The sequence below is a fragment of the Candidatus Planktophila sp. genome (assembly GCF_044232745.1).
Lineage (GTDB): Bacteria > Actinomycetota > Actinomycetes > Nanopelagicales > Nanopelagicaceae > Planktophila.
In genome coordinates this window covers 109,460-121,769 of the sequence record NZ_JBIILI010000005.1, presented here as the reverse complement: position 1 = coordinate 121,769, position 12,310 = coordinate 109,460, and the positions used below count along the sequence as shown (strand labels likewise).

General features: G+C 45.5%; 17 protein-coding genes. 4 read left to right on the top strand and 13 right to left on the bottom strand.

Features of this window, described 5'->3' with window-relative positions; translation table 11 throughout:
- Positions 1 to 210 precede the first annotated feature (210 nt).
- The 3 genes from AC9UGD_RS04895 to AC9UGD_RS04885 form a co-directional block, all read right to left on the bottom strand.
- Positions 211 to 981, bottom strand: coding sequence for a class I SAM-dependent methyltransferase (locus tag AC9UGD_RS04895; protein WP_509570332.1), 771 nt, complete (start codon positions 979 to 981; stop codon positions 211 to 213).
- Between the two features lie 101 nt (positions 982 to 1,082).
- The gene (locus tag AC9UGD_RS04890) at positions 1,083 to 1,568 is read right to left on the bottom strand and encodes a DinB family protein (protein ID WP_509570329.1); all 486 of its coding nucleotides are present in this window, start codon (positions 1,566 to 1,568) and stop codon (positions 1,083 to 1,085) included.
- Positions 1,569 to 1,637: 69 nt separating this feature from the next.
- Positions 1,638 to 2,081: a neocarzinostatin apoprotein domain-containing protein gene (locus tag AC9UGD_RS04885; protein WP_509570328.1), complete on the bottom strand. Its 444-nt coding sequence runs from the start codon at positions 2,079 to 2,081 to the stop codon at positions 1,638 to 1,640.
- A gap of 103 nt (positions 2,082 to 2,184) precedes the next feature.
- Between AC9UGD_RS04885 and AC9UGD_RS04880 the strand changes: the two genes are divergently transcribed.
- Positions 2,185 to 2,505, top strand: coding sequence for a hypothetical protein (locus tag AC9UGD_RS04880; RefSeq protein ID WP_509570325.1), 321 nt, complete (start codon positions 2,185 to 2,187; stop codon positions 2,503 to 2,505).
- A gap of 59 nt (positions 2,506 to 2,564) precedes the next feature.
- Here AC9UGD_RS04880 and AC9UGD_RS04875 read toward each other — a convergent pair whose 3' ends face one another.
- Positions 2,565 to 2,930 carry a hypothetical protein gene (locus AC9UGD_RS04875; RefSeq protein WP_509570323.1) on the bottom strand — a complete coding sequence of 122 codons (366 nt, stop codon included), beginning with the start codon at positions 2,928 to 2,930 and terminating at the stop codon, positions 2,565 to 2,567.
- A 179-nt stretch (positions 2,931 to 3,109) separates the two neighbouring features.
- Here AC9UGD_RS04875 and msrB point away from each other — a divergent pair, with 179 nt between their 5' ends.
- Entirely contained in the window at positions 3,110 to 3,514 is a 405-nt protein-coding gene (gene msrB, locus AC9UGD_RS04870; protein WP_509570320.1) for a peptide-methionine (R)-S-oxide reductase MsrB, read from the top strand.
- Here the strand turns inward: msrB and AC9UGD_RS04865 are convergent.
- The 5 genes from AC9UGD_RS04865 to AC9UGD_RS04845 all read right to left on the bottom strand — a co-directional run bounded on the left by AC9UGD_RS04865 (position 3,511) and on the right by AC9UGD_RS04845 (position 7,677).
- Complete coding sequence (locus AC9UGD_RS04865) at positions 3,511 to 3,912, bottom strand: arsenate reductase ArsC (RefSeq protein WP_509570318.1); 402 nt, start codon at positions 3,910 to 3,912, stop codon at positions 3,511 to 3,513. The genes msrB and AC9UGD_RS04865 overlap by 4 nt on opposite strands.
- Positions 3,902 to 4,549 (bottom strand): aquaporin, encoded by a 648-nt coding sequence (locus AC9UGD_RS04860; protein WP_509570315.1) that lies wholly within the window; start codon positions 4,547 to 4,549, stop codon positions 3,902 to 3,904. Before AC9UGD_RS04860 ends, AC9UGD_RS04865 begins: the two co-directional genes overlap by 11 nt.
- A gap of 90 nt (positions 4,550 to 4,639) precedes the next feature.
- Positions 4,640 to 5,044: an FKBP-type peptidyl-prolyl cis-trans isomerase gene (locus AC9UGD_RS04855; RefSeq protein WP_509570345.1), complete on the bottom strand. Its 405-nt coding sequence runs from the start codon at positions 5,042 to 5,044 to the stop codon at positions 4,640 to 4,642.
- A 104-nt stretch (positions 5,045 to 5,148) separates the two neighbouring features.
- Positions 5,149 to 6,474, bottom strand: a complete 1,326-nt coding sequence (gene argG / locus AC9UGD_RS04850; protein ID WP_509570312.1) for an argininosuccinate synthase — start codon at positions 6,472 to 6,474, stop codon at positions 5,149 to 5,151.
- Between the two features lie 9 nt (positions 6,475 to 6,483).
- Positions 6,484 to 7,677, bottom strand: coding sequence for a class I SAM-dependent methyltransferase (locus AC9UGD_RS04845; RefSeq protein ID WP_509570310.1), 1,194 nt, complete (start codon positions 7,675 to 7,677; stop codon positions 6,484 to 6,486).
- A gap of 138 nt (positions 7,678 to 7,815) precedes the next feature.
- Here AC9UGD_RS04845 and AC9UGD_RS04840 point away from each other — a divergent pair, with 138 nt between their 5' ends.
- On the top strand, positions 7,816 to 9,423 hold the full coding sequence (locus AC9UGD_RS04840; protein ID WP_509570307.1) for a glycoside hydrolase family 13 protein: 1,608 nt from the start codon (positions 7,816 to 7,818) through the stop codon (positions 9,421 to 9,423).
- 16 nt (positions 9,424 to 9,439) lie between these two features.
- Positions 9,440 to 10,348 (top strand): TerC family protein, encoded by a 909-nt coding sequence (locus AC9UGD_RS04835; protein WP_509570304.1) that lies wholly within the window; start codon positions 9,440 to 9,442, stop codon positions 10,346 to 10,348.
- Here the strand turns inward: AC9UGD_RS04835 and hpf are convergent.
- Genes hpf through AC9UGD_RS04815 form a run of 4 tightly spaced genes read right to left on the bottom strand, consistent with a single transcriptional unit; the run spans position 10,345 to position 12,304 of the window.
- Complete coding sequence (hpf, locus tag AC9UGD_RS04830) at positions 10,345 to 10,686, bottom strand: ribosome hibernation-promoting factor, HPF/YfiA family (protein WP_509570301.1); 342 nt, start codon at positions 10,684 to 10,686, stop codon at positions 10,345 to 10,347. The two genes, AC9UGD_RS04835 and hpf, sit on opposite strands and share 4 nt — an antisense overlap.
- A 2-nt stretch (positions 10,687 to 10,688) precedes the next feature.
- Entirely contained in the window at positions 10,689 to 11,072 is a 384-nt protein-coding gene (locus AC9UGD_RS04825; protein WP_509570298.1) for a hypothetical protein, read from the bottom strand.
- The gene (locus AC9UGD_RS04820) at positions 11,065 to 11,214 is read right to left on the bottom strand and encodes a hypothetical protein (RefSeq protein WP_509570296.1); all 150 of its coding nucleotides are present in this window, start codon (positions 11,212 to 11,214) and stop codon (positions 11,065 to 11,067) included. The genes AC9UGD_RS04825 and AC9UGD_RS04820 overlap by 8 nt, the downstream gene beginning before the upstream one ends.
- 34 nt (positions 11,215 to 11,248) lie before the next feature.
- A complete protein-coding gene (locus AC9UGD_RS04815) occupies positions 11,249 to 12,304 on the bottom strand; it encodes a trans-sulfuration enzyme family protein (RefSeq protein ID WP_509570293.1) in 1,056 nt (351 codons plus the stop codon).
- Positions 12,305 to 12,310: the final 6 nt, after the last annotated feature.

Here is a 12,310-nt window from a genome sequence, read left to right as displayed (position 1 = left end):
CCCTGGCCCACATTGGATTTGTCTGCCATACCCTCTAATATGGGAGGTGATTCAAGCACAAGAAAGAATCGCCTGTAGGTTGCGAGAAAGTCATCTAAGAAGAGATGACGAGTCCCTCACCACCCACTTACGACAGTGAGCCCGAGAAGAGATCAAGTTCCATTACTTGCTTTTCTACAAGAAGATCAAAAAGAGAATCGCGGAAAAGTCTTACTTTCCAGACCGAGGAGAGATAATTGCCGTTCCCTTTTCGTGCGAAAGAATTCTCATCTCATGACCTGGTAGCGCTGCAACTATGGCATCGGCTAACTTGCGCTCTTCCTCGCGGAAAACATCATCCAGAACAATTGTGGCTTTTGGCGAGAGCAGAGGCACCAGATGTAACAGAGCTGGATATCTCGCATCAGCATTTGTAGAACTTGGCGGTCCATCAATCACCAGAAGGTCAATCTTTGCCAATCCCTTAAATGAGGATTTTGCATACCACTTGTAACCTTGCGGATAACTTTCAAGATCGTTGATTCGGATATCGACTCCACGAACACGGTGGCTGAGCAGCATCTCTCTTGTTTGGGTTCCAAATTCAATCGAATGGTCGAGGCTAATAATTTTCTTCGCCCCAGATTTTGCTAGAACCAATGTCGAGGTACCTGAGCCAAGTTCAACTGCCAACTTTGGCTTAATCCTTTGCGTGACATGCGCCAGCGCTAATAGAAAATCTGGAGATGCAGCCCAACCACGCGATGGTGGCAATGGGGCGGTCAACTTGAGCAGTGGGAGAAGTTGCTCGATGGCCTCGACCTGATGATAGGCATGGCCGATCTCTTCCTTGATCCGGGCTGTCTGACTCGATAACTCTCTGGAGATCCGATCGGCGTTGCGATTAACTTTTCGATGCAACGCTCGAATACTTCTAATGAGGTAGGAAATCCCGGTCAAGGCGATCAGTAAAGAACAGATGAGAACGATGTCAGTATTCACTCACCGAGTCTAAAGGACGATGGGATTGCTTTCTGTCTTCCTTGAACTGAAAATGGTGAATCTTTTATTGGAATTTGTTACGCCAGGGCAACTGATTTGGTCTAGTCGCCTAAGCCCTCGTAATTAGCAAACTCCCACAAATCAATCTCATCTAAGTCGATCACCTTTAGCCCATGGTTAGCAAAGATGCCCGCGATCTGGGCTCGGTGTTCGGTTGCGTGGTGGATTGATTGAGTCAATATCGTTTCGCGATTTCGGCGGATTGTTCTCTCACCACGTTGAAACTCTACGAAACCAACTGGGTTTTTGGCGGACTCTCTAAGGCGCACATCAAAGCTGTGTGACAACTCTTTAAGCGCGCGTACTTCTGCCGAGTTACTTGGGACCTGCGTTGGAATATCGCCCGTGCCATCTAGTAAATCTGCATATCGTGAAGCTGTTAGGTGCTCCAGGATCTCTGCAACTGTCCAAGTGTCATTGGGTGCTGCAAGCTTTAAATAATCATCTGGTTGCTCGGCAATCTTGTCGAACACATAATTATTAGCCCAGGCTAAGTGGCGGAATAAACGATCAGTGACTACATCCATGTGGCGAGATTACTTCAGCGCAAAAGAAAAAGACACCCCAGCGAGAGCCGCGAGGGTGTCTTTTCGCCATTAAAATAGGTTAATTCCACCAAACTTAAATGGGATTGCTTGCGTTGCAGTCTTATCCTTTGCATTGTGATCATTTGTCACGTAGATGATGCACTTTGTGTGAATGCAATCGCCATCTTTGAAGTACTTATCAACTTTCAAAGTTAGCTTTCCTTTGCCTGACTTTGCGCCCATCTTTTGATCAGCGACAAGATTTGATATCCAAAGTTTTGATGCTTTTGCTGGGTTACAGGCAGAAGGCGCTTTCGTTGCCTTATCGATACCCATGCATTGTGAAATATAGATTCCATGCTCTGCTGGAAGCCCGGATACTGTCATTGTTACTAGACCTGTTTTTGTCGAAACCTTGCTGGGATTGAGAACAGTAACTTTTACCGCAGCCTCTGCAGTTTGCAGGCTTAGGGCAAGCAAAAGCGCTGAGACAAATGCAATCTTTTTCTTCATGATCTCTCCGATTCATTGTATTTAGAATGAAAAGTAGTTGCCGGCCAAGAGCCTCGCATCTTGAAAAGATGTGACTTAGGTCCTGTTTTAGTAGGCTTTAACAATGCTTGGTGGAATCAATAACGCGTTGTTTTTGCAATCCTTTGGCGGCTTTGTAGGACTTGCCTTATTGATACTTGTTTTGAAGTGGGGATTTTCAAGTAATAGAAAAATGATTATCACCCCGATCAAAGCCGGCAAGAAAGACCAGTACGGTTTGCTCAAACCATTACCAACACCAAGTAATTACATCGAAGCCCAGATGGCGTTACAAAAGCTTGTTGATTCAAACATCAAGGCAACGTTGACACAAACCCTTGATGGGCCGCAGTTAATGGTCTTTGAAAAAGACTTAAGGGCCGCAACCGCAATTCTCAAAAGCTAGATTAGCTTTCAGGAATCGGGTACGACCCTTAAATCGAAGTTCGCGAATATAAGTAAGTACTAAGGACGTACTGGCTTTGTTGGCTTTGCAGGTACAGCTGCTTTTGCTGCGGCAACTGCTGCCTTTAGTGCAGCGCGAGCTGCTTGGCGAGCTTCCTTTGTAGTTGCAGCTGCTTTAGCTGCTTCAAAGTTGGTCTTAGCAGTTGAGATACTTGCCTTCGCTGTTGCAATAGCTGCTTGACGGGCATCGCGTGCTGCCTTGACTTGTGCTTTTGCGGCTTGGAAAGCTGCTTTCTGTTCTGGAGAAAGTGCAACTTTCTTTACAGCTGGTGCTGTTGCATCAGCGGCAAATGAAACTGTTGTTCCTGCTAGTGAGATTGCAATTGCTGCGGTGATAACTGCCCCGCTCTTGATTGCTTTCTTCATTCCTACCCCCGTTACTTCGGAAAAACATCTGCTTCGGATCAAACTTCTAAAGGAAAATATAGGGGCCATCCATAGATACAGGGCAAATTCTGCCTGAGAAAGTGCCTTGAAAACCCTAAGAAGCTCCCGCTCTACGCTTGGATCCGACGCATATTTCTTCTGTACCCTAAGGTTTGCCCATGGAAAAAGTGACCATAGATGAAGCAGCCCTCAAGGCACGAGTGGGCGACCTTGCTTACGAAGTCTTGCGTAACGCTGCTACTGAACGTCCTTTTACCGGGGAATACACAGACACCGAATTAGTTGGCTCATACCGCTGTAAAGCATGCAACGCCGAACTATTTAAAAGCGAGACTAAATTTCACAGCGGTTGTGGCTGGCCATCTTTTTATGCACCAACTGCAGATGATGCCGTTACTTTGATCGAAGATCGCTCACTTGCTCCACGTATTCGCACCGAGGTTCGTTGCGCGGCTTGTGATTCACACCTTGGCCATGTTTTTAAGGGTGAAGGCTATGACGTGCCAACAGATGAGCGCTGGTGCATTAACTCTGTTGCGATGTATTTAGAGCAAAAGGATTAAGCTAAAAGTTCTGCAAGCAGTTGTTCAACGCGCTTCTTGATTTCATCACGAATCACACGAACAGGCTCAATCCCTTGTCCTGCTGGGTCATCTAGCACCCAATCTTCATATCGCTTACCTGGGTAGAACGGACAAACATCACCGCAACCCATTGTGATCACAGCATCTGACTCTTCAACAGCTTCTGTGGTTAAAACCTTTGGAGTGTTGTTTGCAATATCAATTCCAATTTCAGCCATTGCTTCAACTGCAATTGGGTTAATCGAATCCTTTGGAGCACTACCTGCTGAAAGTACTTCTACTCGGCCTTGACCAAGTTCACGCATGAACCCTGCTGCCATTTGTGAACGCCCTGCATTGTGGACACAAACAAAGAGAACGGTTGGTTTACTTGTCATTGGTAAGCACCTTCGTTAAGCCCAGGCCAATTAAGGCGCCAAGAATTTGAGCAGCAACAAACTTAGCGACACACCCTGGTGCGATACCGGCAAAAGAATCAGAGAAGATTCGACCGACTGTTACCGCTGGGTTTGCAAAAGAAGTTGAACTGGTAAAGAAGTAAGCACTTCCAATCCAAGAAGCCACTATGACTGGAATCAGAGTTGTCTTTTCTTGATGGATCATCAGGTTAATAATCAGAATCAGCCCGGCCGTGGCCACAATTTCACCTAAGTATTGGTTGCCACCGCTACGAGCCTTTGTTGAGATTTCAATTAATGGGTGGCTAAACATTGCATTTGCCAATATCGCACCTGTTATTGCACCTGCTGTTTGCGCAATTGCGTATTGAACAAAGGTCACAATGTTGGTGCGCTTTTGAATCAGGTCGATCATGGTGACAACAGGGTTGAAGTTGGCACCGCTTATTGGTCCAAGAATTTGAATGAGAACTGCTAGACCAAAGACTGTTGAGATTGTGTTGATCAATAGTTGTACGCCAACATCTTGCGAAAGATTGGTGGCCATGATTCCCGAACCGACAACTATTGCAACCAACGTGGCAGTGCCTAAGAATTCGCCAAACACTTTCTTCATGCGGGCAGGGTACATCTCGAAAGTGAACGCATGATGAATAAACACAAAACCCCACCAATCACTAGATCGGCGGGGCTTGTGAAAGGCTTGTTAAGAAACAGCGATGATGTCTACTACGAAAATCAATGTTTCATTAGGACCGATTGGACCTGAACCATTTGGACCATATCCCTTATCAGCTGGGATCACGAGCAAACGACGCCCGCCAACCTTTGCACCGGGCAAACCTTCCTGCCATCCAGCGATTACACCAGATAGTGGGAATGTTGCTGGCTGTGCGCCAGACCATGAAGATTCAACGATTGATCCGTTAGACCAAGTCATCAATGTGTAATGAACTGTAAGAGTTGATGTTGGAAGCACTTCTGTGCCGGTACCAACAATGATGTCTTGTGTCTGCAATGTTGCAGGTGCATCACCTGTTGGTGGTGTGATTGTTGGTGCTTCACCCGCGTTAGCTGTTACCGCTGGCATTCCTGCTGTTGATTCTGACATTGAGTTGTTTCCTCCAAATGAAGTGATCGTTGCAAATGCGATTGCTAGCACGGCCAAAACCGCAAATACTTTTACTAAGGTCTTTTTTGGCATTGTTCTCCTAGTTATTCGATCTCGCCGATTAGTTTGAATTCACCATCACCGATTTGTCCCTGCGCACGGTACAGCTCTAACTTGGCGCGGGTATCGGCAATATCAAGGTTTCGCATGGTTAATTGACCGATGCGATCTACTGGTCCAAAGGCAGCGTTTTCGGTGCGCTCCATCGACAATTTTTCTGGGTGATAACTAAGTCCTGGGCCAGTTGTGTTGATGATTGAATAATCATCGCCGCGACGCATCCGAATAGTTACTTCACCTGTCACAGCTGATGCAACCCAGCGCACTAAAGATTCGCGAAGCATTAAAGCTTGTGGGTCAAACCAACGACCTTCGTACAAAAGACGACCTAGGCGGCGACCTTCTGCGTGATAGTTAGCAATAGTGTCTTCATTGTGAATCGCACTTATCAGGCGCTCATAAGCGATAAACAACAGCGCCATTCCTGGAGCTTCATAAATTCCACGGCTCTTTGCTTCAATGATTCGGTTTTCAATCTGATCTGCCATGCCTAAGCCGTGACGACCACCGACAGCATTTGCTTCCTTCATTAACTCAACAACATCGTCAAAAGATTTACCGTTGATAGCAACAGGACGACCCTGAACAAATGAAACTGTCACATCTTCAGTGTCAATTTTTACCGCAGGATCCCAAAAACGAACACCCATGATTGGTTGAACTAATTCGACAGAGGTGTCTAGGTTTTCCAGGCTCTTTGCTTCGTGGGTTGCACCCAAGATATTTGCATCCGTTGAATACGCTTTTTCAGTGCTATCGCGATATGGCAGACCATGTGCAACTAGCCATTCAGACATCTCTTTACGGCCACCTAGTTCGGTAACAAATTCTTGATCAAGCCATGGCTTATAAATTCGCAGGTTTGGATTTGCAAGCAGGCCATAACGATAGAAACGCTCGATGTCATTGCCTTTATAGGTTGACCCATCGCCCCAGATTTCTACTGAATCTGAATGCATCGCGCGCACCAGCATGGTGCCTGTGACTGCACGACCCAAAGGAGTTGTATTGAAATACTGTTTTCCACCAGCGCGAATATGAAAAGCACCGCAAGCAATTGCAGCTAGGCCTTCTTCAACTAATGCGTTTTTGCAATCAACAAGGCGTGAAATCTCTGCGCCGTATTCCTTTGCGCGATCCGGAACTGAATCAATATCTGGTTCGTCATATTGGCCAAGATCTGCGGTGTAGGTGCAAGGAACTGCGCCTTTGTCTCGCATCCACGCCACGGCAACAGATGTATCCAGGCCACCAGAAAAGGCGATACCTACTTTTTCGCCAACCGGAAGTGATGCAAGGACCTTGGACATGTGCCAAGTCTAACGGATGTTAAGAGTCGGAAGTTTCTGCTCTAGCGCAGGAGTAATGCCCCATTGAGCGGTGATTTCACGATATCTATCAATATCTAATGTATCGGGCTTTGCATCTGTCTTAACTGCACGGATCATCAAATTGCGTGGTGTGTGTTCTCCCCCGACAAACTCAATTACCTCGACTCGATAACCCACAATTCGCAATAACTGAGCGCGTAATGAATCAGTCAACAAGTCACCCAGACGTTCCTTCATTAATCCAAACTTTGTTACTGCGCCCCATGGTTCGGGTGCGCTATCTATTTGCTTTTGAATATCGTGATGGCAGCAAGGCGCGATTAACAATAACTTTGCTCCCCCATTAACCGCCCACGCAATTGCATCATCTGTTGCGGTGTCACAGGCATGTAAGGCGATCGCTACATCTGCAAAATCGGCAGTTGTCTTTGCAATTTCTTCTGCCTTGAAATTAATGGTCTTGGTAATTCCTAATTTTCCAGCAATGGCGTTGTTGCGATCTCTAGAATCTGGGCGGACATCAATACCTGTCACCAGTACTGGAATCCCTGAATTCATTAGAAATTGATGGGCTGCAAAAGTTAGGTATGCATGTCCGCAACCAAGATCTGTTATTCGCAGAGGGTTTTCTGCATTGGGCTTATGAATCTGGCCAGCCTCAATTGCGGCATTTAGTGTTGGCGATAGCAACCGCAAGAATTCTTCTACCTGCTTATATTTATCTTGCTTTGATGGCTTAATGATTCCTTTAGCGTCTGCAATACCAACCTCGCGCAAAAATGGATCACTGGCATCTAGTAATCGATCTTTCTTTTTATCATGTGCAAGATTTTGTTGTGATTCTCGCTTTTCGACATGAACCTGCGCATCACCACTCTTAGTTATCCGGATTGAATACGCCTCGTGAGTACTTTCAATGGTGATGTTTGCATATCCACTATCTAGCAATTCATCAACTGCTACCTGCTGCGGCACCAGATTCTTTGTTGTCGTTGCCCTTCCATCATTTTGCATCAACTGCAGATTCAGAACGCCTTTGATCTCAATTAGCCGAATATCAATTCTTTCAAAATCCACCTGCATATTGCGGCGGCGGCCGGATAAAACTGCACGAACAAAAGTTGTTGTATCTAGAATTCTTGATCTAGCCGCGGCCAATGCTTCTTCACGAGATATCTGCATGATTGGCCAAGTGTACCGTCGATGAGTTGCCTGACTTATGAGCCCACTTCGCTAAAACGTTATAAAAGTGCAACCTAGCGACAGGCGTTACACGCTTTTTACATTGCCGCTAATTTACGCATTGCCTAGCCTTTCACCATGAAATCTTCGCCGTGGTGGAAAGAAGCAACTATCTACCAGATTTACCCTCGCTCATTTTTTGATAGCAATGGTGACGGCGAAGGCGATCTACCCGGAGTCACTTCAAAACTTGAATATGTAAAGTCATTAGGTGTGGATGCAATTTGGCTGAGCCCTTTTTACACATCTCCCAATAAAGATGGTGGATACGACGTCGCAGACCCTCGCGATGTAGATCCTATGTTTGGAAATTTAGCTGATGCAAAAAAAATGATTGACGTAGCGCATTCATTGGATTTACGTGTATTAGTCGATGTTGTACCTAACCACTTTTCAGATCAGCATGTTTGGTTTCAGGCAGCGTTAAAAGCTGGCCGTGGATCAACCGAACGTTCTCGTTTCCACTTTTATGATGCAAACCCTGATGGAACTTTGCCCAACAATTGGATTTCACTTTTTGGTGGACCATCTTGGACTCAAGTAGAAGATGGCCAGTATTACTTACATTTATTTGATTCATCTCAGCCAGATCTAAACTGGGAAAGTCCAGATGTTGCAGATGACTTTGAAAAGACATTGCGCTTTTGGCTAGATCTAGGTGTCGATGGCTTCCGAATAGATGTTGCCCATGGCTTGGTAAAAGAAGATGTCTTAAAGAATCATCCAGATCCCCAAAGTCTGAGCGATGCCCTTCTGCTTCATTTCCCAATGGAACAAGAAAAACGTTATGCACTACTTCAGACTGTTCCGTTTTTTGATCGCCAAGGAGTGCATGAGATTTATCGTAAGTGGCGCACATTGTTTGATTCATACGGAGATCGTGATGTGATGGCAGTTGCCGAAGCATGGGTTCATCCCCCAATAAACTCCACACGATACGTGCGACCCGATGAGCTCCATCAAGTATTTAACTTTGATTTATTGGATGCCCCTTTTAGCGCACCAAATCTTTATGATGTAATAAGTCGATCAATCGAATTGATGAAAACTGTTGCTGCTTTGCCAACCTGGGCGTTAAGCAACCATGATTCGCCACGTGTTGCATCACGTATTGGCGAACAACAATCACGCGCACTTTCCTTGTTTGTATTTGGCTTACCAGGATCCACCTACGTCTTTGCTGGTCAAGAGCTAGGACTTCCGGATGGTGTTATCCCTGATGAGTCTCGACAAGATCCAATTTATTTCCGCTCTCAAGGAGCCCAAAAGGGCCGAGACGGTGCACGTGTTCCGCTGCCATGGAATGGAGATAGCGCTCCATTTGGATTTACATCTGCAACTCCTTGGCTGCCAATGCAGGATAGTTGGAAAGATTTAACAATTGATAAGCAAGCTGCAGATCCAAAGAGTTCTCTCAATCTTTATCGAAATGCACTAAGTCTGCGGGCTGAGCATTTAGTAAACACTGGCGAAATCGTGTGGATTGAATCACCGAATCACGGTTCGAAGAATCAATCCCTGCTTGCCTATCGCCGCGGTGATGTTTCTATATTCATGAATCTTGGTGAATTAGCTGTTGAGGTAGAAATCACCGGCAAAGTACTTATCGTGAGCGCAGGAACACCCGATGGGCGCGATGGAAAAATAACGATTCCACCTGTTTCAACCCTGTGGGTCCACCACTAACTGGCACAATACCGCCATGGAATCTACGACCGTATGGCTTGTAACACTTGGTGGCTTATCTGCAGTAATCATCTTTGACTTAATTCTTGCGGTTTTACGTCGCAATAAAGAGACAAGCATGACTGAAGCAGGAATTTGGACAGTTATCTATGTAGCCGCTGCCCTAGTTTTTGGTTACTTCATGCCCAACTGGACATCAGATCCAAACGCGCAAAAAGAGTTTTTTGCAGGTTGGTTAACTGAGTACGCCTTGTCAGTAGATAACATCTTCGTTTTCGTAATTATTTTGAGCCGTCTACAAGTTGAAAAGACAAAGCAACAACTTGTGCTGCTCTTAGGAATCATCATCGCTCTTGTCCTTCGTGGAGGATTCATTGCAGCCGGTAGTGCGATCCTTGAAAAGTTCTCTGGCGCATTCTTCATCTTTGGAGCGTTCTTAATCTTCACCGCCTACAGACTTCTGGCCGAGCATGATGAAGAGGAATGGAAAGAAGATCGTCTGATCACCTTCTTGCGCAAGAAGGGTGCGACAACATTTACCATTGCATTGGTTTCACTGGGGTTCACAGACCTTGTATTCGCACTCGATTCAATCCCAGCAATCTTCGGAATTACGCGTGATCCATATATCGTTGTGTGCGCAAATATCTTTGCACTAATGGGATTGCGTCAGCTGTATTTCTTATTGCAAGGGTTACTGCAGCGCTTGATCTTTCTATCCAAGGGCCTCTCATTTATTTTGGCCTTTATTGGCTTCAAGATGATCATCGAAGCATTCCACGGCATCGATATACATAAGATTGCAGGGATAGAACTTCCACACATTGCAATTGAACTTAGCCTAGGAGTAATCGTTACAACATTGGTTGTTACAGCGGTGGCGAGCCTTACAGCCACACGCAAAGATGGAACTGAGATCGTTTAAAGATCCGTTTTCATTTTACGTAAAGTTTCACGGTCGTGATCTTTTGTTCGCTCGTGGATCTTTCGAATCTGCAACGCAAAAGCTTTAATCGCAGTATCAAAAGCTGCTAAGTCATTGAACTCCGCTGCTTCTGCACGGATCAAAGGCCCGGCTCCATGTGTTGTCAGCACGACTCTGTGGGAATGCTTTCCTTGTTGGGGATTTGCCTCGTGCAGAACTTCGACTTCGACGCGATCAATAACTACGCTAAATCGCTCCATGCTAGTCAATTTTTCTTCTGCGATTGATTTGAAATCTTCTGCTAAATCTGCGTGCCGGGTATGAATTAGAATCTTCATACTTAGAAGGGTAGTACTAATACCACCGCTGTCGCTATGGATGCGAGTAAAAAAGATTTACCCAGGATTTTTAGTGCTGTCACTCTGTCAGCAGCCCGGTCTTCCTTGCTTGCAACTCTCTTGATATCTCCCAGCTTGCCAACATTGAAAGTACCAGCAAAGCCGTATGCCAAACAAAACTTACTGCGCGATTGAACAAAGCCAACAGAGGCGACCATTAAGGGAAAGAAAATTCCTAAACGAATTGATGTAGGCGCATCTACGGTGTAAAAAGTTAAAAGTGTTGAGATTGAGAAAAACAAGCCCAGTCCTGCGACTAATTGTCTGCGGCGAATTTCACCTTTTCCAATATTGCAGCTTCCAGGAATATATGCGAAATCAGGCATCTTCGAATTCATCTTCATCGACCCAGGTATCTGCAACAGAATCTTCTTGATGCTCTACCCATGAAAGAAATGAGCCAACTGCGCGAAAGGCCAAGACAGCAACGGTTACCGCTGCGAATACTCGACGAAACACTTTTACCATGGGTCAAAAATACTCGCTTTTGCCCAATATTTCTTTATAGGACGGTTAACGCCTGCTGAATGTCTGCCCATAAATCATCAACATGCTCGCATCCAACTGACAGACGAATCAATTGTTCGGGTACTGAATGACTTTCACCTGCCCAACGGCGGCGGCGTTCCCACAATGATTCGATCCCACCAAGACTTGTTGCATGGGCGATCAGCTGTGATGATTCACAGACCTTTTGGGCAGCTTCAGCTGTTCCATCTACTTCAAAGGAAATAACTGCCCCAAAATCTGGGTATCTAACCTTTGTGATCTTTGGGTGTTGTGACAAGCGAGCTACCAATTCTTGTGCATTACTTTCAGCTGCTCTAAAGCGGATAGGAAATGATCTAATTCCACGCACAGCAAGCCAGGCTTCAAATGGGCCTGGAATTGCACCATTTAAACGTCGAGACTCTTCTAACCTTTTATACAGTGCCTCATCATTTATGGATAATGAACCCAAAACAACATCACTGTGGCCTGCCAAAAACTTAGTAACAGAGTGCATGACAATATCTGCGCCCATTGTTAATGGTTTTTGTACTAGGGGCGTTGCAAAGGTGTTATCGACGCCAACGCCGATACCTAACTTTTTGGCTGCTGAAATTAATGCGGGTAAATCTGCAATATCTAAACAAGGATTTGTTGGGGATTCCAGCCAAACAAGTGCTGCACCTTTCATGGCCGCAATTACTTCATCGGTATTTGTGATCTCTACAAATCGAACTTCAAGGCGTCCTGTTGAATGCAAAAGATTAAGTAATCCCATGACTCCGCTATAGCCCTGATTAGATGCAACTACTGGTGCACCAATTGGCAATATCGAAAACACAGCACTTACCGCCGCCATGCCTGATGAAAATGAAAGTGTTTTTCCACCTTCTAATTCGCTAATTGCTGCTTCTAGTGCGCTCCAACTTTCATTGCCATATCTTCCGTAACCAACAGGACCACCTGCGTGATACGTAGATGAAAAAATCAAAGGAGGATTCAGTGGAGCATCAGGTGCGGCATCAGGACGACCGGCTGTGATCGCAGATGTTTCTGGATGAAGACTCATTTGATA

Coding starts and splice junctions, on each gene's coding strand:
- AC9UGD_RS04820 (WP_509570296.1), bottom strand. CDS start 11,214: ATGGTAAAAGTGTTTCGTCGAGTATTCGCAGCGGTAACCGTTGCTGTC.
- AC9UGD_RS04835 (WP_509570304.1), top strand. CDS start 9,440: ATGGAATCTACGACCGTATGGCTTGTAACACTTGGTGGCTTATCTGCA.
- AC9UGD_RS04875 (WP_509570323.1), bottom strand. CDS start 2,930: ATGAAGAAAGCAATCAAGAGCGGGGCAGTTATCACCGCAGCAATTGCA.
- AC9UGD_RS04880 (WP_509570325.1), top strand. CDS start 2,185: ATGCTTGGTGGAATCAATAACGCGTTGTTTTTGCAATCCTTTGGCGGC.
- AC9UGD_RS04845 (WP_509570310.1), bottom strand. CDS start 7,677: ATGCAGATATCTCGTGAAGAAGCATTGGCCGCGGCTAGATCAAGAATT.
- AC9UGD_RS04815 (WP_509570293.1), bottom strand. CDS start 12,304: ATGAGTCTTCATCCAGAAACATCTGCGATCACAGCCGGTCGTCCTGAT.
- AC9UGD_RS04885 (WP_509570328.1), bottom strand. CDS start 2,081: ATGAAGAAAAAGATTGCATTTGTCTCAGCGCTTTTGCTTGCCCTAAGC.
- AC9UGD_RS04825 (WP_509570298.1), bottom strand. CDS start 11,072: ATGCCTGATTTCGCATATATTCCTGGAAGCTGCAATATTGGAAAAGGT.
- hpf (WP_509570301.1), bottom strand. CDS start 10,686: ATGAAGATTCTAATTCATACCCGGCACGCAGATTTAGCAGAAGATTTC.
- AC9UGD_RS04860 (WP_509570315.1), bottom strand. CDS start 4,549: ATGAAGAAAGTGTTTGGCGAATTCTTAGGCACTGCCACGTTGGTTGCA.
- AC9UGD_RS04855 (WP_509570345.1), bottom strand. CDS start 5,044: ATGTCAGAATCAACAGCAGGAATGCCAGCGGTAACAGCTAACGCGGGT.
- AC9UGD_RS04840 (WP_509570307.1), top strand. CDS start 7,816: ATGAAATCTTCGCCGTGGTGGAAAGAAGCAACTATCTACCAGATTTAC.
- AC9UGD_RS04890 (WP_509570329.1), bottom strand. CDS start 1,568: ATGGATGTAGTCACTGATCGTTTATTCCGCCACTTAGCCTGGGCTAAT.
- AC9UGD_RS04865 (WP_509570318.1), bottom strand. CDS start 3,912: ATGACAAGTAAACCAACCGTTCTCTTTGTTTGTGTCCACAATGCAGGG.
- msrB (WP_509570320.1), top strand. CDS start 3,110: ATGGAAAAAGTGACCATAGATGAAGCAGCCCTCAAGGCACGAGTGGGC.
- argG (WP_509570312.1), bottom strand. CDS start 6,474: ATGTCCAAGGTCCTTGCATCACTTCCGGTTGGCGAAAAAGTAGGTATC.